At 60.1% G+C, this 21,298-nt stretch carries 23 protein-coding genes, 1 tRNA gene and 5 pseudogenes; 16 read left to right on the top strand and 13 right to left on the bottom strand.

Features of this window, described 5'->3' with window-relative positions; genetic code table 11:
- Together SE86_RS00395 and SE86_RS08320 are read right to left on the bottom strand one after the other, a co-directional pair.
- A complete protein-coding gene (locus tag SE86_RS00395) occupies positions 1–1,233 on the bottom strand; it encodes a hypothetical protein (RefSeq protein WP_148666719.1) in 1,233 nt (410 codons plus the stop codon).
- A 378-nt stretch (positions 1,234–1,611) separates the two neighbouring features.
- Positions 1,612–1,821, bottom strand: a pseudogene (locus SE86_RS08320) (RNA-guided endonuclease TnpB family protein); the annotation flags it as partial.
- A gap of 8 nt (positions 1,822–1,829) precedes the next feature.
- Between SE86_RS08320 and SE86_RS00385 the strand changes: the two are divergent.
- Both SE86_RS00385 and SE86_RS00380 read left to right on the top strand, forming a co-directional pair.
- The gene (locus tag SE86_RS00385; protein ID WP_211096597.1) at positions 1,830–2,942 is read left to right on the top strand and encodes an ATP-binding protein; all 1,113 of its coding nucleotides are present in this window, start codon (positions 1,830–1,832) and stop codon (positions 2,940–2,942) included.
- 64 nt (positions 2,943–3,006) lie between these two features.
- Entirely contained in the window at positions 3,007–3,375 is a 369-nt protein-coding gene (locus SE86_RS00380; protein ID WP_117353747.1) for a heavy metal-binding domain-containing protein, read from the top strand.
- A gap of 51 nt (positions 3,376–3,426) precedes the next feature.
- On the opposite strand, the gene SE86_RS00375 is transcribed toward SE86_RS00380, so the two are convergent.
- Positions 3,427–4,071 carry a hypothetical protein gene (locus tag SE86_RS00375; RefSeq protein WP_117353745.1) on the bottom strand — a complete coding sequence of 215 codons (645 nt, stop codon included), beginning with the start codon at positions 4,069–4,071 and terminating at the stop codon, positions 3,427–3,429.
- A gap of 457 nt (positions 4,072–4,528) precedes the next feature.
- On the opposite strand from SE86_RS00375, the gene SE86_RS00370 reads away from it, so the two are divergent.
- The 7 genes and pseudogenes from SE86_RS00370 (at position 4,529) to SE86_RS00355 (ending at position 8,902) form a co-directional block, all read left to right on the top strand.
- Positions 4,529–4,867, top strand: a complete 339-nt coding sequence (locus tag SE86_RS00370; RefSeq protein ID WP_117353742.1) for a hypothetical protein — start codon at positions 4,529–4,531, stop codon at positions 4,865–4,867.
- A gap of 521 nt (positions 4,868–5,388) precedes the next feature.
- A pseudogene (locus SE86_RS08315) lies at positions 5,389–5,595 on the top strand (RNA-guided endonuclease TnpB family protein); the annotation flags it as partial.
- A 200-nt stretch (positions 5,596–5,795) separates the two neighbouring features.
- On the top strand, positions 5,796–6,104 hold the full coding sequence (locus SE86_RS07870; RefSeq protein WP_158543051.1) for a hypothetical protein: 309 nt from the start codon (positions 5,796–5,798) through the stop codon (positions 6,102–6,104).
- Positions 6,020–6,982 carry an aminotransferase class V-fold PLP-dependent enzyme gene (locus tag SE86_RS00365; protein WP_158543050.1) on the top strand — a complete coding sequence of 321 codons (963 nt, stop codon included), beginning with the start codon at positions 6,020–6,022 and terminating at the stop codon, positions 6,980–6,982. The genes SE86_RS07870 and SE86_RS00365 overlap by 85 nt, the downstream gene beginning before the upstream one ends.
- An 87-nt stretch (positions 6,983–7,069) precedes the next feature.
- Positions 7,070–7,213 carry a hypothetical protein gene (locus tag SE86_RS07945; protein ID WP_158543049.1) on the top strand — a complete coding sequence of 48 codons (144 nt, stop codon included), beginning with the start codon at positions 7,070–7,072 and terminating at the stop codon, positions 7,211–7,213.
- Positions 7,200–8,599 (top strand): annotated as a pseudogene (locus tag SE86_RS00360) (transposase). The gene SE86_RS07945 and the pseudogene SE86_RS00360 overlap by 14 nt, the downstream one beginning before the upstream one ends.
- A gap of 51 nt (positions 8,600–8,650) precedes the next feature.
- A complete protein-coding gene (locus SE86_RS00355) occupies positions 8,651–8,902 on the top strand; it encodes a hypothetical protein (protein ID WP_117353738.1) in 252 nt (83 codons plus the stop codon).
- Here the strand turns inward: SE86_RS00355 and SE86_RS00350 are convergent.
- Genes SE86_RS00350 through SE86_RS00330 form a run of 5 tightly spaced genes read right to left on the bottom strand, consistent with a single transcriptional unit; the run spans position 8,869 to position 11,673 of the window.
- Positions 8,869–9,450: an XTP/dITP diphosphatase gene (locus SE86_RS00350; RefSeq protein WP_117353736.1), complete on the bottom strand. Its 582-nt coding sequence runs from the start codon at positions 9,448–9,450 to the stop codon at positions 8,869–8,871. The two genes, SE86_RS00355 and SE86_RS00350, sit on opposite strands and share 34 nt — an antisense overlap.
- On the bottom strand, positions 9,440–10,138 hold the full coding sequence (locus tag SE86_RS00345) for a Kae1-associated kinase Bud32 (RefSeq protein ID WP_211096595.1): 699 nt from the start codon (positions 10,136–10,138) through the stop codon (positions 9,440–9,442). Before SE86_RS00345 ends, SE86_RS00350 begins: the two co-directional genes overlap by 11 nt.
- Positions 10,117–11,172, bottom strand: a complete 1,056-nt coding sequence (gene kae1 / locus SE86_RS00340; protein WP_117353734.1) for a KEOPS complex N(6)-L-threonylcarbamoyladenine synthase Kae1 — start codon at positions 11,170–11,172, stop codon at positions 10,117–10,119. The genes SE86_RS00345 and kae1 overlap by 22 nt, the downstream gene beginning before the upstream one ends.
- On the bottom strand, positions 11,132–11,314 hold the full coding sequence (locus SE86_RS00335) for a 30S ribosomal protein S27ae (protein WP_117355003.1): 183 nt from the start codon (positions 11,312–11,314) through the stop codon (positions 11,132–11,134). The genes kae1 and SE86_RS00335 overlap by 41 nt, the downstream gene beginning before the upstream one ends.
- A gap of 14 nt (positions 11,315–11,328) precedes the next feature.
- Positions 11,329–11,673: a 30S ribosomal protein S24e gene (locus tag SE86_RS00330; RefSeq protein ID WP_117353732.1), complete on the bottom strand. Its 345-nt coding sequence runs from the start codon at positions 11,671–11,673 to the stop codon at positions 11,329–11,331.
- 1,052 nt (positions 11,674–12,725) lie between these two features.
- Here SE86_RS00330 and SE86_RS08310 point away from each other — a divergent pair.
- A pseudogene (locus SE86_RS08310) lies at positions 12,726–13,000 on the top strand (RNA-guided endonuclease TnpB family protein); the annotation flags it as partial.
- A gap of 121 nt (positions 13,001–13,121) precedes the next feature.
- On the opposite strand, the gene SE86_RS00320 reads toward SE86_RS08310, so the two are convergent.
- Together SE86_RS00320 and SE86_RS00315 are read right to left on the bottom strand one after the other, a co-directional pair.
- Positions 13,122–13,832 (bottom strand): HAD family hydrolase, encoded by a 711-nt coding sequence (locus tag SE86_RS00320; protein ID WP_158543048.1) that lies wholly within the window; start codon positions 13,830–13,832, stop codon positions 13,122–13,124.
- Between the two features lie 679 nt (positions 13,833–14,511).
- On the bottom strand, positions 14,512–15,570 hold the full coding sequence (locus tag SE86_RS00315) for an ATP-binding protein (protein WP_117353728.1): 1,059 nt from the start codon (positions 15,568–15,570) through the stop codon (positions 14,512–14,514).
- 209 nt (positions 15,571–15,779) lie between these two features.
- Here SE86_RS00315 and SE86_RS00310 point away from each other — a divergent pair.
- Positions 15,780–16,289: pseudogene (locus SE86_RS00310) on the top strand (rubrerythrin family protein); the annotation flags it as partial.
- Between the two features lie 248 nt (positions 16,290–16,537).
- On the opposite strand, the gene SE86_RS00305 reads toward SE86_RS00310, so the two are convergent.
- Together SE86_RS00305 and SE86_RS00300 are read right to left on the bottom strand one after the other, a co-directional pair.
- The gene (locus SE86_RS00305) at positions 16,538–16,900 is read right to left on the bottom strand and encodes an SRPBCC family protein (RefSeq protein WP_117353726.1); all 363 of its coding nucleotides are present in this window, start codon (positions 16,898–16,900) and stop codon (positions 16,538–16,540) included.
- Between the two features lie 69 nt (positions 16,901–16,969).
- The gene (locus SE86_RS00300; protein WP_117353724.1) at positions 16,970–18,421 is read right to left on the bottom strand and encodes an MFS transporter; all 1,452 of its coding nucleotides are present in this window, start codon (positions 18,419–18,421) and stop codon (positions 16,970–16,972) included.
- Positions 18,422–18,888: 467 nt separating this feature from the next.
- Between SE86_RS00300 and SE86_RS07940 the strand changes: the two genes are divergently transcribed.
- The 4 genes from SE86_RS07940 (at position 18,889) to SE86_RS07935 (ending at position 20,582) form a co-directional block, all read left to right on the top strand.
- Positions 18,889–19,032 (top strand): hypothetical protein, encoded by a 144-nt coding sequence (locus SE86_RS07940; RefSeq protein WP_158543047.1) that lies wholly within the window; start codon positions 18,889–18,891, stop codon positions 19,030–19,032.
- A 6-nt stretch (positions 19,033–19,038) separates the two neighbouring features.
- A complete protein-coding gene (locus SE86_RS00295; protein ID WP_117353722.1) occupies positions 19,039–19,482 on the top strand; it encodes a hypothetical protein in 444 nt (147 codons plus the stop codon).
- A 183-nt stretch (positions 19,483–19,665) separates the two neighbouring features.
- A complete protein-coding gene (locus SE86_RS00290; protein WP_211096594.1) occupies positions 19,666–20,199 on the top strand; it encodes a hypothetical protein in 534 nt (177 codons plus the stop codon).
- A gap of 212 nt (positions 20,200–20,411) precedes the next feature.
- Positions 20,412–20,582 (top strand): hypothetical protein, encoded by a 171-nt coding sequence (locus tag SE86_RS07935; protein ID WP_158543046.1) that lies wholly within the window; start codon positions 20,412–20,414, stop codon positions 20,580–20,582.
- 112 nt (positions 20,583–20,694) lie between these two features.
- On the opposite strand, the gene SE86_RS00285 is transcribed toward SE86_RS07935, so the two are convergent.
- Positions 20,695–20,770: transfer RNA gene (locus SE86_RS00285), tRNA-Arg, on the bottom strand.
- Between the two features lie 101 nt (positions 20,771–20,871).
- Here SE86_RS00285 and SE86_RS00280 point away from each other — a divergent pair.
- A complete protein-coding gene (locus tag SE86_RS00280) occupies positions 20,872–21,264 on the top strand; it encodes a hypothetical protein (protein WP_158543045.1) in 393 nt (130 codons plus the stop codon).
- Positions 21,265–21,298: the final 34 nt, after the last annotated feature.

Here is a 21,298-nt window from a genome sequence, read left to right as displayed (position 1 = left end):
TCAACCACCTAGGCACGCGACGTGTAGTTCACCACCCTCAATCCAGGCAATGCCGAGGAACAATAATGGCGAGAACAATTCTAAGAACCTTTCATATCCTATGGTTGTTTCATCACGTATCTTGAACTCGCCTCTCTCAAATACTTGCTCATATGTCTTGACGACGCCTCTTTCAACTGCAATATCCCTTCCTTGACAGTACTTTTTGTAGTCAAAATCCGCTTCTGTCATCAGCTTCTCAAGCGTGTAACCTGCCGATATCTCTTCGTTATACTTCGCCTTGACGTATTTCTTATATTCATCTTCATCACTTACAAGGTAACCATAACTATTTAATTTAGATATTATATCATAGATTTTCTGCACTAACTCGTCTATTAGTTTACCAACGCTTCCATCTTTATGTCCAATAATTGCTAGCTCGTCGTTCTTAGATTGTACGTATAGGCCCGGGTCTAATATCTTCGTTAGCTCAACACCATATTTGCTCATTAAGTTCCTGACGGGGTCGCTGAACAGCTCCTCGCCGTACATGATGCTAAGGTAAGGCCTTGGCGTTGAGCGTAAGGACTGTATGAAGAACGTGAACGGGTTGTAGAGCGGCAGTAGCTTGATGCTCTTATTTAGGAAGTCCTCAAAGGCTTTGACCAGATCCAGGCCATAATTCGCTTGCTCGTGCTGTACCTGTATAACTTGCTTTTTCTTGAGGTAGTTGTAGATTTTGCCAACAATTTTCCTCATTTCAGATAAGTCGTTCATTATAATAGTTTTATCATACCCTTTTATTGAAATCCCTAGCTTTTCTTTACTTATTTCCTCAAAGCTCATAGTCTTTAATTGATTTAGGAGTCCCCCGCGCATCTTCATATCCTCATCGAACTGTTCTGCAAGCCCTATCCCAAGCACTTCCCTGTAGAAGTGCGCGGCCTTGCCACCTCTGATACACGACGTAATATCAACATTACTTATGCCAATACTGCCAACACCTTTAACCCACTCATATGTAGGGTGATAGTGCCTTATCTTCTCAAGGCAGCCCTCGTCAAGGCCTCCGAACAGGACCCTTAGCGCGAGGTCCCTCCTCTGTGGGTCAGCAAGAACCTGGGCCATGTCCCCTGAAAGCTCGTTAATTAAGGCATCCCTGGCACTGAGTAGCCCCTCGAGCGAGGCGTAGAACTCGGCCAGGTCCTTGGTGAAGAAGTCCTGCCACCAGCTCTCGTCGCAGTACTTCACCTTAGGAAACCTGGACTGGCAGCTAGCCACTCTAATCCCCTGGGTCAGCTGTCCCTGTATACTGAGAGGGCCGCCAATATAAGTGGGCTTTAGTGTAATTTTATATTAAATTACAAAAACATAGAGCTTAGGCCGAAGCTCACGTCGCAGAGCGTATCATGAAGGTCTTTGAGAGCGCCCTAGAGTGTTGTCCACCTTTAAGGGCACGACAGCCTCAGGGGCAACGAGCCGCCTTACGCTGCAGGGCGCTTATAACTTCTAGGGGTAGAAGTAGCTTCCAGGGGTAGAAGCCTTGCTGTTTGACCCCGCTCCTAAGTCTTCTAGGAGGGACTTCTTCGACAGGGAGGCGGAGATAGAGAGGCTGACCTCCTCCCCACCCTAAAGGGCGAGGGCTCCCTCAGGGCGGTTCATAGGTTTGCGGCTTACCGCCTTCACCTTCATCACCTCACGGCTGGTGGGTGCGGTAAGCACCCACCCCGCTCCGCTCGTCCAGCGGTAGGCCGCGGGCTGGGCCTTCAGCCCTTTACCCCTATCCCTCGCCAGGGGTTGCCCCCATCCCCTGGGTCCCAGGGACTTGGGGATATGTAGGGCCCCTGTTGGGGCATCCCCTTGCGGGGACACTATTTGTCCCGTGCAACTTTAAGTGCTCAGGGGCTTTATGCCTTACCCCGCCCCTGGAAGGGGCGAGGCTTGCCTTTCGTTTTGTCAAGTCGCTCTCGTCCCCCATAACACTTGCGCTGGGCCTCAGGAGGACTGGCAAGTCCTCAGTTATCATGATATCCCTTAACGAGCTCGGCCTGCCCTACATATACGTGGACCTCAGGAAGTTCGAGGAGAAGGGCTTCGCCTCCTACAGGGACCTCGTGGTCGAGCTCGAGAGGGAGGTCAACAGGCTCACCAGCAGGTTCCCCGGCCTCCTGGAGCTCCTCAGGAGGGTCGAGGGGGTTGAGGTCATGGGGGGCGGCGTGAGGCTCAGGTGGGGAGGGCGGAAGAGGGTCACCATATCGTCGCTGTTCGAGGCCCTCAACGACTGGGCAGAGGACAGGGTGGTATTTGTTATTGACGAGGCCCAGGAGCTCATAAACATGAGGGGGGCCAACCTGCTGCCCGCCCTCGCCTACTCCTTTGACAACCTCAGGAGGGTCAGGGTTGTGCTCAGCGGCTCAAAGATGGGCCTCCTCTACAGGTACCTGGGCGTAGAGGACCCCAGGTCGCCCCTCTACGGGAGGGCAATGAACGAGGTGGAGCTCAAGCCGTTTAGCAGGGAGATGGCAGAGCAGTTCCTCAGGCTAGGCCTCAGCGAGCTGGGGGTGGAGTTCAGGAAGTACGACACTGTCTACGACGCGATTGGCGGCATACCGGGCTGGCTCACCTACTTCGGCTACTACTACGGCCAGGGCAGGGACCTCGGCAGGGCCCTTGAGAGGACGCTGAGGACGGCCCTTGGCCTCATAAGGGAGGAGTTCGAGAGCTTCCTGAGGACAAGGTACGTGGCGAGGGAGAGGTACCTCGCAATAATGAGGACTATAGCCAGGTGCGCCGCCTGGTCAGAGATCAGGAGGGCCCTCGAGGCCAGCGAGGGGGCCAGGGTCAGCGACTCCGAGCTGAGCAACTACCTCACCCAGCTCATGGACTCCTCGTGGATAGTGAAGACGGACAGGGGCTACTGCCCCTCTGAGCCCCTCATAGGGAAGGCATTCGGGGGCTGAGGGACCTTCCCATGTAGAGAAAAACAGCTTTTAGCTGGGCCCACGCTGGAAGCGCGGTGAGCTCATGGCCATAAGGGAGGGCGACATAATAGTTACTACAGCTCCCTACGTGGCCGGCTACAGGGTCGTCAGGGTCCTCGGGGTGGCCCTCGGGGTGACAGTGAGGTCAAGGGGCTTCGGAGGCAGGTTCCTGGCCGGCCTCAGGGCTCTCGCCGGGGGAGAAATAAAGGAGTTCACGGAGCTGGCGGAGCAGGCGAGGCAGCAGGCCATAGAGAGGATGGCCGCGCACGCCAGGGAGCTCGGGGCCAACGCCGTTATCAGCTTCTGGCTGGACTCGAACGAGATAAGCGAGTACATGGACGAGATCATAGCCTATGGGACAGCTGTCGTCATAGAGCCCGAGCGGGGCCAGGGCAGGCCAGCCATGGAGTAAGCTGCTCAGCGACAGGGGTGCTCAGGGCGTTAGCTCAGCTGTGCCACACAGCTACGTCAGGGTGTCGTTAGCGAGCACAAGCCAAAGTATGCTGCCGCACCCTCCGCAGCTGAGCTCCCTTGAGGCCCAGACCTGGACGACGTACAGGTTTCCCACCTGCTGGGTTGAAGCCCAGACGTAGTAGCTGGAGAACATGGGGCCCACAAAGAACAGCGTCACGCTGTAGGTCCTGCCCTCGTAGGTCACCAGGTAGCGGTACTCCTGCCCGCCAGTGTAAGTCACGTTCTCCGGCCTCGGGAGGAGGACAGCCTTTACGCCGTCAACCTGGACCTCGTGGGGGGTGTAGCTGAAGTTCTCAGGCTGATAGTAAAGCTGCAGGATAACGTACTTGTACAGCCTGTGGCCTACGGCCATAACGCTGCCATTTATGAACGTGGAGTTAAGTATGAGCTCTTCGGAGAAGTTGTCCACGCTTACCAGGTAGCTCCTGTTCGTCTCCACTGCGTTCTCGTAGAGCTCCCTCGCCTCGGCCAGGACCTTCTCCGCGTAGCCCAGCACAGTGGAGTTCTGGGCCGCGGCGGAGGCGTTGGTGAGGCCCCCTGGGACGCGCTGGGGCTGCCTGTAGGTGAACGCGAGATAAAGGCCGGCGAAGGCGGCGACCACAATGATGATAGCTAGCAGAACCCTGAAGTTCACAGTCTCACCTCAGTAACCACCACAACAACCCTCCCTAGTCCTGGCCCTCAACTCTTTTACGGCTTGCGTCACGAGGCAAGGGGCCGAGGCCTCCAGTCCCTAGCTCTTCTCTGGCCTCCAGGACGTAAATGCGTTACACGGCCTCAGCGAGGCCGCGCCCTCGAGGGACCGCGTGAGCTGAGTTCGTTTTACACAAGCTTACGGAAAACGACAGGACCTGCGTCAGGCCCGTTATGCTTAGCGTTTATATGAAGGAGCCCGATGTAAAAACGGGGGACGCGGGGTGGAGACCTCTGCCTGGAAGTGGGTAGCCATAGCCTTTATGGTGTTATTCGCTATTGCTGCTTTGTCAGCACTAGGGTTTTACTACGATTACAGCTCTACGGCGTCAACAGTGCAAAGGTGGGCTAATTATTCATATGAGGGGTGGAACCGCGCGATCTTTGAGGAGTTTCTCTTGCACCTTGAGAACGAGACGACCCTTGTTAGCAATCAGACGGTAAGCGAGCCGCCTAGCTCAGCCTATGACTTCAATTTTAACATCCAATGCGCTGGGTACATAGAGGTCATAGTCTCTTCCCCATCAAACACCTACGTGGAGATCTCAGGCACGTACAGCCCGCCCTCGAGCTGGCACTCGCCTAATAGGGGCTGGACTTATGACAGTGGCAAGATACAGGTTGGGAGGGGCGGCATAGTGTTCTTCCCAGTGGCCCCAGGCACGGTGATGGTAGCTATTGGGAACAACGCTAACAGCAGCACCACAGCGACAGTCACCATAGTGTACTACAGCTGAGTGCGGCCCCTCCAGCTGCGTCGCTTTTCCTAAGCAATACGCGCAAGCGTGCTGTCAGCCCAGGCGGCCGACCTGGCTGGGCCGCCCGAGAGGGGCCCTGAGCCCTAGGAGCCGAGGCCCCCGTTCTAAGCGCCCTCTGCGTGAAGGTAGTCCTCGCTGAGCACCGCCGAGCACAGTATTGCGGAGAAGACTATCATCAGGTCCCTCACGGCGTCGTCGATCTTTGACAGCACAGCCGCCTCCTTCGGGTCCTGGCTTGAGCCCAGCAGGTCCTCTAGCCAGGCAGAGCGAGGGGGCCGTGAGGGAGGCCTTGTGGAGCCTCCTCACGCTCGGCTGTGCCACCATTGCGCTTACCACGGGTACCAGGCCCCTCAGCTGGCCCGCACCTCTGCTACCCTGCCTGACAGAAGCGAGAGGCAAGCCCCGCCCCTGGAAGGGTGGGGTAAAACATAAAACCTCTGAGCACTTAAAGTTGCACAGAACAAATGGTGTCCCCGCAAGGGGATGCCCCAATAGGGGCCCTGCATATCCCCGAGTCCCTGGGAGCTGGGAGGGGTCGAGGGCAACCCCTGGCGAGGGGTAGGGGTAAGGGCTGAAGGCCCAGCCCGCGGCCTACCGCTGGACGAGCGGAGCGGGGTGGGGTAAAACCCGCTAGCCATGAGGCTGTGAAGGTGAGGGCGGTAAGCCGCAAACCTATGAACCACCCTGAGGGAGCCCTCGCCCTTTAGGGCGGGGAGGAGGTCAGCTGAGGGACCACCTCTGGGCAAGCCTTAGCGCCTCGAGGAGCAATTTCCCACGACCCCAAGCACGGCCGTGCCTACTATAGTGCCCTGGACAAGGAGCTCACAGCGGGCGCCCTCTACAGGCAAGAGGCATTCAACGCCCGTTTACGTAGCAGCTTTTAGCTTCCCCATGGCACGTGAGCCCGGTGAGCCCCACGTACGAGGCCGAGTTCCCCTCCCTGAGGTCAAGGCACTACCTAAACTGGGCGGCAGTTGGCGTCCCTCCCCTGAGGGCTGTAGGCGCCGTCAGGTCAGTTCTTGACGCGGTGGAGTCCTCGCCCGAGGCCGCGTCCTCCCCGGAGGCCGTTGGGGCCGCCAAGGAGGAGGCCAGGGCCCAGCTCGCCCCCTCCTGGGCTGCAGCCCTGAGCAGGTGGTCTTCACGGGCACCAGCACCACCTCAGCGGTGCAGGAGGCCGTTGACTCCATACCCTTCCAGAGGGGGGACAACGCAGTGATACTTGACATGGACTTCCCCCTCTTTCACGCGGAGGCCTACAGGCTCAGGGCCAGGGGGGTTGAGGTCAGGGTAGTGAGGTCCCAGGACGGCGACTACGAGCCTGAGAGGCTCTACGAGGTTGTTGACAGGAGGACCAGGGCCCTCCTGATGAGCTCAGTCATCTGGGTCAGCGGGGCGAGGCTTGACGTTGAGGAGTTCGCCAAGGTGGCCCACGAGGCTGAGGCCTACGTGGTAGTTGACGCCATTCAGCAGGCCGGGGCGCTGAGGCCGAGGGGCCTTGACAGGGCGGACTTCGTGGCCTTCGGCACGCAGAAGTGGCTCCTCTCCCCCTTCGGCCTGGGCGGCATGTGCGTGAGCAGGAGGGCAGTTGAGGAGCTCCAGCCCCCGAGGCCCGGGTACTCCAACGCCCCCGTGAGGGACTGGGACGCCTACTGGCTCGACCCCAACAAGGCGCCGTTCTACGTTGACCCGTTTAAGGCCGACTCACCCCTCAAGTTCGAGTACGGCGGCTTCATACCAGTTATGCCCTTCAGGGCGGCCGCCTCGGCCGCCTCGCTGATAAACGAGGTGAGCATAGAGGGCGTGGAGGCCCAGGTGATGAGGCTGAGGAGGGCCCTTGTGGAGGCGCTTGAGGACCTTAGGGCTGACGTGCTCAGCCCGCCCGAGCAGTCGAAGGCCTCAGGCATAGTGCTCTTCAGGCTGGGCGACAGCATAAGGCAGGCCCAGGACGTCGTGAGAAGGCTGGCAGCGAGAGGGGTAGTGATAACGGCGAGGGGGGCCGCTGGGGTCTGGGGGATGAGGGCCTCTGTCCACTTCCCCAACAGGGAGGAGGACGTTGAGGCCCTGGGGGAGGCGCTGAGGGAGCTGAGAGAGTGACAGAAGCGAGAGGCAAGCCCCGCCCCTTCCAGGGGCGGGGTTAAGGCTTTTAAGCTACTGTTTGCTACTTCTGTAGTTGGTGCGAGAGTGCCCGTCACTGAGCCCATAAGGGTCAGGAAGGAGACAAAGGAGGAGCTGAACAGGCTGAAGGTTCACCCCAGGGAGACCTACGACGACGTGATAACAAGGCTCATCGAGGAGTACAGGAGGTGTAGGCATGAGAAGAGCTAACGTGGTCAAGCTGGTAGTTGACAAGGGGACGCGTGAGAGGCTGAGGGAGCTTGCCATAGCCACAGCTAAGTGCTGGAACGAGGTGAACTGGCTGAGGGCGCAGCAGTTCAAGGAGGGGAGAAGGATAGATTTCAACAGGACAGAAAAAGAGGTGTATGAAAAGTACAAGCACGTGCTGAAGGTTAACGCGCAACAGGTCGCCAGGAAGAACGCAGAGGCCTGGAGGGGCTTCTTCTCCTTAGTTAAGGAGAAAAAGGAGGGGAGGCTGCCGAGGTGGCTCAGGCTGAGGCCTCCAGGCTACTGGAAGGGCGAGGGCGGGAAGTACAGGCTGACAGTTTTGATTAGGAACGACCGCTATGAGGTGGACGAGGGCAGGAGGGTCATTTACCTCAAGGACTTTGGTCTGGCCCTGGGGTTTAAGGGGAGGCTCAAGTGGCGTGGGAAGCAGGGCAGGCTGGAGATATTTTATGACGAGGCCAGGAGGGCCTGGTACGCCTTTATTCCAGTTGAAGTTGAGAACAACGCGAGGACAGAGGACAGGCTTAGGGCCTCCATCGACCTAGGGATCGTTAACTTAGCCACGGTTTACGTTGAGGACGGCACCTGGTACCTCTTCAAGGGCGGCGGCGTCCTCTCCCAGTACGAGAGTTACAGCAAGAGGATAGCCAGGGCCCAGAAGGTCCTGGCAAGGCACGGGCAGAGGGGGAGCAGGGGGCTCAGGCTGCTCTACGACAAAAGGAGGAGGTTCCTGAGGCACGCGTTAAATAGCATGGCCAGGAGGGTAATGGAGGAGCTGAAGGGGAAGGGCGTGGGTGAAGTTGTCGTAGGCTACCCTAAAGAGATCTCTAGGGATCACGGCAACAAGCTCACCGTGAACTTCTGGAACTACAGCTATGTTATCAGGCGCCTTGAGGAGGTAGGCGAGGAGCTGGGAATTAAAGTTGTTAAGGTAAGTGAGGCCAACACCTCCAGGACCTGCTCCCTGTGCGGGGAGGCCCACGAGGGTGGGCGAATTAGGCGTGGCCTGTTCAGGTGTCCCCGCACAGGGAAGGTCATAAACGCCGACCTGAACGCTGCTATAAACATCTTACATATCCCCAAGTCCCTGGGACCCAGGGGATGGGGCAACCCCTGGCGAGGGATAGGGGTAAAGGGCTGAAGGCCCAGCCCGCGGCCTACCGCTGGACGAGCGGAGCGGGGTGGGCGCTTACCGCACCCACTAGCCGTGAGGTGATGAAGGTGAGGGCTGTAAGCCGCGAACCAGTGAGCCGCCCTAAGGGAACCCTTACCCTTCAGGGCGGGGAGGAGGTCAGACTCACGGCGAGGTCCCGGGCTAAAGCCGCAGCCCTGCATCCGACGCCCAAAGCGGACTTTTCTCTATATTAAGAAACCCTAATATAACCCTCCCCGTATACAGTTACATAACGGTGGGGGGCTTTGAGGCTCCCGCTGGCGGCCCTGGAGGGGGTTGAGGGCAGGGGGCCCTACAGGGCCTACCTGCAGGTCACGCTGTGGCCCGGCCTTAAGGCGGAGGTGAGGCTCTCGAGGCTCTCAAGGTGCCCCGACAGGGCGCTGTGCAGCAGGCTCGAGAGGGGCGACTCGTGGTCGAGCTACGTCGTCACGCTGTACAGCCAGGGGGAGCCCTTCGCCTCCGTCTACGTCTTCCCTCCCTGGCTGAGGAGGAGCTGAGAGTACCACTCGGCGAAGGCCCTGAGCGCCCTGCCCCTGTGAGACAGTCTGTCCTTCTCCTCGACGCTCATCTCAGCGAAGGTCCTCGTCTCCCCCTCAGGTATGAAGACCGGGTCGTAGCCGAACCCGTTCGAGCCCCTGGGGGCCTCAGCTATGGTACCGCAGGCCTCCCCGACGAAGGTCCTGACGCCGCCTTCATCTGCGTAGGCGAGGCCCGTCCTGAAGCACGCCCCCCTGTTGGCGACCCCCTCCATGAGCTTCAGCAGGCCCTTAAGGCCCACCCTCTCGAGGAAGTAGCTGCTGTAGGGGCCCGGGAAGCCGTTGAGCGCCTCAACGTAGAGGCCCGTGTCGTCAACTATGAGGGGGGCCCTGAGCCTTGAGTAAGCGTCCCTGGCGGCGACCTCAGCTATCCTGACAACGTCGTCATCTTGGACCTCAAGCTTCTCTATGGGCACCTGCCTCAGCCTTATGCCGTACTCCGCAAGGATCAGCTGGGCCTCCCTGAGCTTGCCGGCGTTGCCCGTGACTATGTAAAGCTCAGTCTCCACCCTCGCCCGCCTCGGCCTGCCAAACGCTCCTCCTGGCAGCAACGTACCTGCCCCTCATCTCAACCTCCCTGGCCCTCGCCTCAACCTCCCCTGCGGCGGCCTCCCCCAGGGCCCTTGAGTAGCCCCTCATGAAGGCCTCCATGAACTCCCCCGCGTGCCCCGGGTGGGTGCTGGTGACGGCCTCCTTGAGCAGGTGCACGTCAACTGCCCTGTCCTCAAGCCTTGAGGAGAACTCGGCTAGGCCAAAGTCTATGAGGGTCACCCCCTCGCCCGTGACCACCATGTTTGATGTAGTGGAGTCCCCGTGGACTATGCCCGCCGCATGGAGCAGGCCGAGCTGGAGGCCCGCGTCCTCCGCGAGGGCCTGCCAGCCGGGGGAGCCCACGACCTCCTTAAGGGTCGGGCCCTCCACGTACTCCATCACTATTAGCCCCATGGAGGGGAACACGGCGTAAAGCCTCGGGACCCTGACCCCCCTCTCCCTGGCAAGGGAGAGCACCTTGGCCTCCTTGAGCGTCCTCTGGGCCCTGAGCCTGGAGTCCAGGGCAGGGTCCATGTAGGCCTTCCTGACCCTCAGCTTGTATATTGCCCTGAGCCCCATGAAGTCCCCGAGCCTTATCTCTGACTCAGCCCCCCTCTTGACCAGCGCGAGCCCCTCGGCCCAGCTCACAGGAGCCTCCCATACCACGGTATCTCCACCTCGTCAAGCCTCCACCTCTGGCTTATGAAGGCCCTGCTGGGCTCAACGGTGACCCCGCTCATCAGGCCCAGGAGGCCCACTAGCGATATCATGGCCCCGTTGTCCCCGCTGTAGTAGGCCGGCACTCCCCTGTAGACGCCCCCGTGGAGCCTCGCCATTGTGTCCAGCTTCTCGTTAAGCAGCCTGTTGGCTGCGACCCCTCCTGTGAGCACCACCTCCCTCTTGCCGGTGTGGGCGAGGCACCTCTCTGTCACCTCAACGGCAGCTGAGAAGGCCACCTCCCTCAGGCTGTAGCACACGTCCCTCAGCCTGGCCCCCCTCTTAACTGCCCTCAGGGCCGCCGTGAGGAGGCCCGAGTAGGAGACGTCCTGGCCCTTAACAACGTAGGGGAAGCCCTCTATCATCTCCCCTCCCTCTGCGCAGGCATCAACAACGTGGCTCCCGTTCACGACGTACGGCGGGCCGAGCTTGACCTCCCTTGCAAATGTGTCCAGCAGGTTGCCAAGGGCCACGTCAAGGGTCTCGCCGAAGACCCTGTACCTGCCGTCCACGTACGTTGTCACCGCGGTGTTGCCGCCCGAGACGTAGAGTATAACCGGGTCCCTGAGCCCCGTCGTCAGCCTGGCAACCTCCAGGTGGGCAACGGCGTGGTTAACTGGCACGAGCGGCACCCTGAGGTATGAGGCCATGGCCCTCGCAACGGTTGCCCCAACCCTCAGCTGCGGCCCCATGCCGGGGCCCAGGGCGACGGCCACCCCGTCTATGTCCTTCGGCGTCAGCGAGTTCGCGGAGAGGGCATCGTCAACGACCTCAGCCGCCACCTGGCTGAAGAACTGGGCCACCTCCCTGGGCAGTATGCCCCCCTGCCTTGGAACGTAGTTCCTCCTCGCGTCCTTAAGTAGCTGGGGGCCCGAGGGGGTCCACCTCGAGACCCCCACGCCGAAGGTGTGGGCTGTGGACTCTATGCCGAGGACTATGAGGTCACTCCTTGACCACGAACTCCGTGTAGCCGCAGTACCCACAGTGCCACCTCTCCACGGGCTTAAGGTGGTGGGCCATGTAGTTGCCGCACTTGGGGCACTTCTTGTTCTTAGGCTTTATAGTCATGGTGCTGTAGTCCACCTCGTAGAGCAGGTGGACAGGGGCCTTAACCTGCTTTGCCATCACTTGTCACCCCCTCACTTGCCCTTGGCCTGCTTCTTCTCCGCCTCGCCGTGCCTTGCGAGCACGTACTGGGGCTCGAACTTCAGGGCGTCCTCGTGCCTGTCATATATGTGGGCGTGCACCTTAGATATTCCCACGCCGTAGCTGGTCTTTATGGTCTTCACGTACACGGCTGAAGGGTCCTTGTTGTATGCCTTCGCCAGGGCCTCCCTTATTGATGCCCTTGCCGGCGTCGACTTGAGCTCGTGGTGGGCAAGGGCCTCAACGTCGACGCGCCCTAGGAGGTCGCTCCTCCTCTCTGAGAGCACCTCAAGCCACACGCCGTCACCAAGGTCTATCCTCTTGGCAGCCTCAGGCAATCCCTACACCTGGCCTGGGGATGTTGCCTGAGATTTTAACCCTTGAGCCGCCCAGCTGGGCCCTTGGCCTTGCGCGCAGTTGACGCGGCTGCGGTGATACGCGGAACGTGCTCCTAAAAGGGCTGGAGGTAAAAATGTGAGAGGGCCGGGCTGCGATTACACGGCTTGGGGGCTGAAGTCTGATGAGGCCAGACTTTGTTGAGCCCGGCCCCTTGCTTACTGAGGCTTAGCGTGGTTAAAAGGGATTCTAGCGTCCTCTCCGTCGCTAGAAGAAATTTGTTCTCCGTACTCTTACACTACACAGTCGCTCGTCCCGCAGTCCTATATGATATCCCTCTGGGCGTCATTATTGTGCGATCTGTCTTGACCTCAGAGCTCTTCACCTTGCTCTCTCACCTAGCCAAGCCATGCGTCTCTAACACTCACTTCAACCTTTTTTACAACTGAAAGCCTCGCCTTTTAAGGCGGGGAGGAGGTCAGCTTTACCAACGGTCAAGAGTAGGATTTCACATCCTCACAGGACCCTAACGACCGCCATAGCACTCCGTACTCCCTGTCCTCTATAGTCGCCTGCGCCCCTGAAGCGACCTAGCCGAGCCCTTGATCTTGTGTACGCTACTTGACATAACCACCTCTCACTCTTAAAATGGTTTGAAGTAAAAGACGAGAGGGCCGGGCAATGAAGTACGGCGTGGCAACTGAAATCTGATGAGGCGTTCCAGGCTGAGCCCGGCCCATAGATTTTCTGGGTCCCTCGGGCCTATTAAAAGTTCTGGGCCCATTGGGCCAATTAAACCCTATTAAGGCTCTCGTTGATCTAGCGCGCTGCTTTGCGACTGAGAATGGTTTAGAGGGGGAGGGGCCTGAACCATTTCAAAGGAGACAGTCCATCCCTTACCCTAAAAGGTGACGCTTTCCGCCTTCGTGAACTGTCCCGCCCTAGCAGATGGGGCACCCCCACCTCGCGGTGATGACTCCCTGCTTCTCAGGGCGGCCTCGATTCCCCCTCACCTACAGCAGAGGCTCCATCGAGTGGGGCCGCCTCTGCAGCGCCCCGCACAGGGAAGGTCATAAACGCCGACCTGAACGCTGCTATAAACATCTTACATATCCCCAAGTCCCTGGGACCCAGGGGATGGGGGCAACCCCTGGCGAGGGGTAGGGGTAATGGGCTGAAGGCCCAGCCCGCGGCCTACAGCTGGACGAGCGGAGCGGGGTGGGCGCATATGCGCCCGCCGGCCGTGAGGTGATGAAGGTGAGGGCTGTAAGCCGCGAACCAGTGAGCCGCCCTAAGGGAACCCTTACCCTTCAGGGCGGGGAGGAGGTCAGCTGCCTCTCAGCCCTCCTCACGGCTGACTGGCCTACCTCGACCTCTACGTCGACCTCACTCGAGGTGACCCTCTCCCTCACGTTGGTCCCCTCGGTGAGGGGCCCCAAGGTTTAATGTTCTAGCCCTTGGCCCCGAGCCTCCGCAGCACCTCGCCCAGGCCCCTGAGGTCAGGCACTACTGCAAAGCCCAGGGCCTCGAAGACTGCTGCCTCCCTCACCCTGCCCCTCGCCACCAGGACGGCCCTTAGGCCTGCTGCCAGCGCACCTCCAAAGTCCTCGGAGGCCCTGTCGCCCACGTGGGCCATCTCCTCAACATCAACCCCCAGCCCCCTGGCGGCCGCCTTGAAGGCCTCGGGGCTGGGCTTTGAGGCCCCTATCTCGTCGGCGAAGCCTGTGAACTCGAAGGCGTCCCCGAAGGAGGCCCTGAGCAGTGCCTTTGTCGCTGAGCTGGTCCAGAAGAGCGTGTTGCCCAGGACTCCAACCCTCAGGCCGAGCCCCCTCACCTCCCTGACGGCATCAACGGCGTCGCTGAACGCCACCTCCTCTGGCCTAAGGGACGCTACGGCTCCATCTATGACGTCCAGGAGGTCGCCGCCGTAGCCGAGGCGTGAGGCAAGGATGGAGACGGAGGCCCTGACCGCCTCAGAGCCGCCCAGGCCCCTTAACCTTCTCTCCTTCCTCACGGCCCTGTCTGCCTCGCTGACGGCCTCCCTCACCTCCGCCTCAGGCCTGCCGGTCTCCCTGGCCACGGCCGATATCATGGACTCCCTGGCAACCTTCAGGTTGAGCAGCGTGTCCCAGACGTCGAAGGTCACCGCCCTAATGGCCATGTGGGTCCCCATCCCGAAGAACAGGTCTTCCCGACATTTTAGGCTAGCTGAGGAGGCGTACGTGCTGAGCGCGGCGGGCACCTGAGGGCCTCAGACAGTGAAGAGTGAACTTCGTCGTGATCGTCGCGGCGCGAAAGTCATGCTAGAGCGCGTCAGGAGGTAAGCAGGGCGTCACGAGCAGTCAAGGGGGCTCAGAAGCCCGGTCTTTTCATCAGCTATCAGCCCTCAAGCCTGCCTCATCGCCCAGCTGCGTTAGCTCCAGGAGGCTAAAACGAGCTTTGCTGCACGAGCGCCACTGCCTTTCAATGGACCTGATGACATTTTACGAGGATGGAGTTCGGCTGAGCTACCGGCTGAGCTGCTCACGCTCATAGGGACTGACCTTGGCCTGGCCTTCAACTGCCACTCACACGGCAAGGCCTCAGCCCTGCCGAGGCTGCCCAGGCCGTCACCCGCGCCTTATTGTTCTCAGGGGCTTCTCCTTGTAAACTGGGGAGTTAACAATGTTGCCTAGCCTCGGACAGACGTCATAAACTGCCTTTACCAGAACTCCTTAATGCCCGTGAAAATGTTATTGAGAGGGCCACAGCTCTTACCATGATTCCATTACTAGGCTTTAATCATATCCTATGAAAAGTCCAGGCTTCGAGCTGAGGGCCTACTCAGAGGCACGCTCAGGCTACAGCCCCTTAAGCACGGCGTACCTGACTATAGGGTCCGCCACCCTGTACTCGTCGTTGACCTTCTCGATGAAGCCCATCTTGACCAGGTTCCTCAGGTCCCTCGCTATCGTGGCGTTGGTCACCCTCCTCCCGAGCTGGGCCGTCACGTAGTCCACCACGTTCCTCCACCTGGCCCTCCCAAGCGTGGCAACGGCCCTCATTATGTGAGCGTAGTAGGGGCTCCTCGAGAGCGCCTCCTCAAGCTCCCTCTTTACGAGCCTGGCCCCCATCTCCTTGACCTCGTCAATCGCGTCAGCCCCCTTCTCTAGGTACAGCCTTCCGAAGTACACAAGCCAGCCGACAATGCCGTCAAGCTCCTCAACCGCCCTCCCTATCACCCCCTCGTTCACCTTGACCTCGAGCTCCTCGAAGCCCCTCATGAGGAACTGCCTTGACCTCTCCTCGTCGAAGGGCCTCAGCTCTATGGTGAGCCCGTACCTGCCGTAAAGGGGCGAGGAGGGGTCGTCAATTCCTATGAAGTCGTGGAGGAGGCCGACCTCGCTCCCAGTCATGATGAGGGTCACGTTCCTGAGCCTGTCGTAGACGTGGGCCAGGAGGGGCCTCAGGCCTACGGTTGAGTACCTCAGGTACTGGGCCTCGTCCAGGACTACCGCGACCCTCCCGAGCTCGTTGAGGGCGTCGAAGGCCTTAGCTATGCTGTCCCTCACCTCCTCGGCCGGGACCCTGACCTTGACCGGGTACTCGAGGGAGACCTCCATCCTCCTCAGGGCCTCGAGGACCCTCTCCCTGGCGCTCAGCCTCAGCAGGGAGGAGCGGAGCTCCTCATAGAGCCTCTCAGCTGGCACCCTCCTGGAGACATCGTCGTAGGCCCTCCTGACGTCAACGTAGACGAACGGCTGCCCCGTCGAGCTCAGGGTGGCAAGCACTAGGCTTGACTTGCCTATTCTCCTCAGTCCCAGGACAAGTATCAGCCTCTCCCTGGAGAGGCCCTCCCTGAGCTTCCTCACCTCGTCCTCCCTGTCGAAGAGGTCCTGAAGCGACTCCTTGGGCTCCACAGAGAAGAGCGTTGAGTATCACCCCTGCTACCAGGTATCACCCCTGACACTTAAGTCCTACGCGCCTGGCCAAAGGGCCGAGGAGGCCTGGCCTCATATGCAGGGCAAAGGCCTTGCGGCAGGCCTCCGCTTGACAGCCTGCAATGCATTAATAGCTGTACCGCCCTGTGCACGTGGTGAGCGTTTTGAGCGAGAGCGGCCACCCGGCCATGACCCAGGACGCCCTAGTCTCCAGCTACGGCGGCGAGTCCATGGCTCACATGAGGTACCTCATATTTGCAGACATAGCGGAGAAGGAGGGATTCAAGAACGTCGCCAGGCTCTTCAGGGCCATAGCTTTCGCCGAGCAGGTCCACGCAAGGAACCACTACCAGAGGCTTGAGAAGCTCAAGGCCCCGCTAAAGGTGGTGGCGGAGGCGCCCTTCGGCCCGGGCGACACGGCGAAGAACCTGGAGCTGGCCATAATGGGGGAGAAGTTCGAGGTTGAGGAGATGTACCCCGCGTACATAGAGCTCGCGAGGATGCAGGGCGACAAGGCAGCTGAGGCGACCTTCAGGTACGCACTGGAGGCGGAGAAGATCCACCTCAAGCTCTACCAGGAGGCCCTTGAGCACGTTAAGAAGGGGGAGGACATGCCGATCGACGGGTACATATGGATATGCCCTGTCTGCGGCCACACAGTCATAGGCAGGGACCCGCCGCCCAAGTGCCCTATATGCGCCACCCTGGGCAAGGACTTCGTGAACTGCCTTGATGAGATCCTTGTACATCATGGCCACCACGGCGGACTGCGCTGCCCAGGATCCCAGGCCGAAGAGCAGCCCCACGGCGAACCCCATGTAGCCTCTCGCGCCTTTCATATCATCGAGGCCACGTCAGCTAGTTGAGGGCCTTGGAGGGGCCGGCCCCGCGCCCGCCGAAGCCCTGGCGGCCTCAACTACCCTGTCGAGCGCGTGCTGGGCGCCGCTCATGAAGTGCCGTTTAACCCACGCCTCAAGCGGCCTGAGGTACCAGGCCAGGCTGACGTCCACTCAGTCACGACCTCGCCCTCGGTCACGTAGACCTTCACCAAGCCCTTTACGGGCCCCTCAAAGTAGCTTAGGGTCAGCGTCCTGGAGGCCTCGTCGAGCGTAGCCCTTGCCCTCCCCCTGTTGTTTGGGCCCGGGAAGGCGAACCTTATCGCCAGGTCCCAGGAGCCGTCTTCAAGCCTCCTCGCTCTGACCTCCCTGTGGCCGTGCCAATACCTTGACATGTCCTCAACGTCCTTAACGACCGCCCAGGCGGCCTCGGGGCCTGCGCCCTCGAGGGCCCTCCTGACCGTGAACCTCAAGCGTGGCCCTGGCAGCTGGGCCTATGGCACGTTATAAAGTCGCTGTACTGCAGGCCAACATCTGAAGGCCTAGGCCCTGCCCTCGCGCCCCCTCATGGCTGACGCTATGGCTCCTACCACGACTAGCACCACCATGACCTCGTAGACGAGCCTCACCCCCCTGATGAAGTCAAGCGCGCTGGCCGCGGCGCTCACGGGCAGCCCCGTGAAGACGTTCACCAGGACGGGCCTGGGTATGTATACCGCTGCGAGGGAGCTGGCCAGGGCGAGGCTGAGGGACTGGCCGTAGAACCTCATGAGGTTCAGCGTTGCCGAGGCCACTGCCAGCCTCTCCCTCGGGGCCGCGCCCATTACCGAGGCCGTGTTGGGGCTTGAGAAGAGGCCCATGCCCACGCCGATTATGAGGGCCCTCCAGGTGACGTCCGCCAGCGTGGCCCTTAGGCCCAGCTGCATGAGAAGAAGGAGGCCGAGGGCTATCAGCAGCATCCCGGCCGTGGCGAGGGGCCTGGCGCCCACCCTGTCTGACAGCCTGCCGCTTATGGGCGATAGGACAACCATTGCTAGGGAGAGCAATAGGAGGGCGAGGCTGGCCTCTATGGGCCTCATGCCCAGGACCACTATCATGTAGTAGCTGAGGAAGAATGGGACGAAGAAGTAGCCGGCGTAGTTCAGGAGGGCCGCCAGGTTGCCCATGGAGAACTGAACTGACCTGAAGAGGCCCACGTCGAGGAGGGCCAGGTGGCCAAGCCTGGCCTCCCATGCAACGAACGCCGCTATGAGGGCCACTCCCACAACCAGGAGGGCCAGGTAAGGGGGCGACCAGCCCTCAAAGGAGGCTGCCGTCAGGCCGAAGAGGGAGGCCACTACCCCCAGGGCGGCCAGGGCGCCGCCCGTTGCATCAATGGGCTGGCCCGGCTGCCCCACGGACTCCTTGAGGTAGGCCTGTGAGAGCAGGTAGCCTGTCAGGGCAAGGGGTACAGTTACGAGGAAGACCCACCTCCAGCTCGGAACCCCAGCTATGGTCCTCAAGGTCGTTATTGCCCCTCCCACGACGGGGCCCACCGTGGTCCCTGTATAGACCGCAAGGGTCCAGTAGCCGAAGGCCTTGCCCCTCTCCCAGGGCGGGTAGACGTCAGTTATTATGGCGCCGCTGTTGGCCAGTATCATTGCAGCCCCCATGCCCTGGACAACCCTCCAGGCGTCGAGCTCAATGCCGCCCGTTGAGAGGGCGCACATGACCGTGGCCACAGTAAAGATAAGGAACCCGGTCGTGAAGACCTTCCTCCTGCCCTTCACGTCGCCAAGCCTCCCGAACAGGAGGAGGAAGGCGGAGAGCGACACTAGGTAGCCCATGGGGACCCATATGGTCTCCAGGTAAGAGGCCCTCAGCCCCCTCGCTATAGCAGGAAGGGAGACACTGACTATGGTGCTGTCCAGGGGCGTGAGGATGGCCGCGAAAGCTGTGACTATGGAGACCAGCCTCAGGTAGCCCCTTGGGTACTTCCACTGCCCCTTTGACATGCTGCCCGGGCACACTCGTCGCTGAGGGCGTTAAAAAGTGAAGGCCTTCAGATGCTAGGACGATCTAGGCTAGAACTTACATACAGTGGAAACGCAGAAAGCCCTCTCCTCCCCCTCTGACAACCAGTGATGACATGGCTGAACACTTTTCACATCGATAGAGGCCCTTTTTATGGTAATACCTGTGACAGGTCTCACGGATGACCCTCACCTGATGGGGGCGCTGCCCCAAGGGCGAGGGAGATGATAGCGATGAGGCCCCTCAGTTCCCGTAGATGGGAGCCCCGTTCCGTTGGACTCGACAGCCGCCCATGACGCCATAGGGGACGGCGAGTCCCTATGGACGAGGCGGGAGTCCCTAGGCGTGACGAGCGAACGCAAATTAATGAGGATGAGCGCCTAGGGACAAACGGCAGAGCTTCGGAGAGCACCAATGAAGAGGCCCTACGATCGCAGAGGATGAGCTTATGGCCAAGGTCACAGTGGTCCTCCTCGAGGCCGCCCTTGAGCTTATCCCCGAGCAGATAGCGGGCCACCCCCAGGTTGTGAGGACCGCCAGGAGGTACGGCCTGAGGCCAGGGGAGATGCTGCTTGACGCGGGCACACACTGAAAGGTCATGAGGTCACTTGAGGCCTGGTGGAGGAGGGGGAGGCCAGACATAGTTCACCTGAGCCTCCTTAACCTCCTTGAGAAGGCACCGGTGAGGGAGGGGCTCGCGGAGGTCTACGTGCACCTCCAGGACGGCAGGGTAATCGCGTTCTCGCCAGACGTGAGGGTGCCGAAAAACTACGACCGCTTCAAGGGCCTCATGGCCCAGGTGCTCAGGCTCGGCAGGGCCCCGCCTGAGGGAGAGCCATTGATATGGACTACGGCCAAGGACCCAAGGGGGTTCCTAGGCAACAGGGGACTCGTACTGCTGAGCGAGGACGCTGAAGTTGAGGAGAGGCCCACAGACATAGTGAGGGAGGCCTACGAGACCGGCTCAGCCACAGGCTTCAGGGCCTTCCCAAGAGGGCCTTCTCGGCCTGGGCGATTAGGTAGGAGACCTGCGGGGGGATAAGGATGGGCTTGCCTCCAAAGCCTGGGACTGACGCACTTCGTCCCATCCCCCTATCAAGCACCCTTTTAAAAAAGCGTTGCATCTGTTGACATATATGCTGTTGTCTATAAGGCTGGATACTTATCAGTTTTCAGAGAATTCTTATAAAGGGTTCCACATAAATACCACAACAGCGTGAAACCTATGTCCAGTAGTCCGTCCCTGTCTGAGGTGGCCCTGAACACCCTTCTGTGGGAGGCTGCCGTCATGACCTTGGTCATAGGCTTTGTTGAGCTGGACCTGCCCAAGGGTAAGAACAACCCCAGGGACTTCGGCTGGGTCCTCCTGACGGGCGCCCTGCTGGAGACCATAGCGCTGGGGTTCATAATAGCTGACAAGAACATATTCGGGGCGACAGTGGCGGCTGCCTTCATCCTGCTTCTCTGGGCCCTGGGCCTCCCGCTGGCCATAGGCGGCGGGAACAGGATGGCCGTCAACCACGCCGTGTGGTTCACGGGGCTGCTGTTCCTGGGCTTCACCATATTCGCGGCCCAGCACGGGCTCTACACGCTGTCGGTGGCGCTAGGGTTGCTCGTGATAGTGACGATCTTCCTAGGCGCCGCCGGATACACGGAGAACGCCGCGCTGAGGAAGATCGGCGCCGCAGCCTCGCTGATTGACGCCTTCGTGTTCCTCATAATGGCCTACGCGGGCGCCGTTGGGATAGCGCTTCCGTGACCATTGGTAGTTCCCTTAAGTCTTCCCTTGAGTTTTTGCCTTCTTCCTGAAGCCAAGGCCTTCATGAGTAAGGCCTGGGCATATCTCCAGCTCGGCGCCAGGCGAGGCCTCAAGGGTTAGGTAGCTAAAAACTGTAAATTTGCAATACGATATAAAACTACAGCGTATCACTTATATATAATGATGAATACGCTACAGACCTGGGACGCTGATTGTCAGCGAGGGAGCTCAAGTCAAGGCTGGAGGCCTGGGCTGACGAGAAGGTGAGGCACGCTGAGAAGATCCTCGAGACCGCTAAAAATGTCGAGAACCCCCTTGCCAGGGCGGTCCTTACCGCAGTAGCTATGGACTCCCAGGAGCATAACTGCTCCTTGAGGCCGTAAGGCTTTGCGGACCTACAGGGATACTTCAGCCGGTCAGTCAAAGCCGTGTAGGTAATGTCGTTGCCTCCAGGACCTGCGAACCTCTTCAGGCCGCTTGAAGGATCAAGGCCCACGGGTCCGGGGGGATTTGAACCCCCGACCTCCGGCTCCGAAGGCCGGCGCGCTGGTCCTGACTACGCCACGGACCCGCCTCTCTATACTAAGGCGGAGCATAAACCCTTTCACGTCGTCTTAACGCATTTATGCCGGACCCCGCCTCGTCAACGCGGTGTTTGCCCTGTCCAGGCAGGTGCAGTGCAGCTCGATAGGCATCACGGTAAAGTACGGTAACGTCACCTGCTACGATGACGGCAGCGTAGTGGTTGAGGGGCCGGCAGTTGTTCAGGTCTCCAGGGCAATAGCGTGGGTCGACGGCAGGTCCAGGAAGGTTGGCAACGTGCAGAAGCTAGTCCTCGACGTCATATCCAGGGGCTTTCATGCCAGGGATGAGATAGGCGGGGAGGCCAACATATCTAAGGGCGCCCTGGGCTACGTGCTTGCCTCCCTGACAAGGAAGGGCATGGTTGTACTAGTCAAGGCAACATCAGGGGGCCCCTGCAGGTCCTACTACTTCCTGCCCGGTCAGGACATAGACGGCTACCTCAAGTCCAGGGGGCTGAGGCCCTGCTCCAGGAGGGCGTGACAGTATACATCGTTTAATACCTCAGGTGGTCACA

This window comes from Acidilobus sp. 7A (assembly GCF_003431325.1).
Classification (GTDB): Archaea; Thermoproteota; Thermoprotei_A; order Sulfolobales; family Acidilobaceae; genus Acidilobus.
Note: the sequence above shows the minus strand (reverse complement) of the source record. Positions and strands in the feature narration are given on the sequence as shown.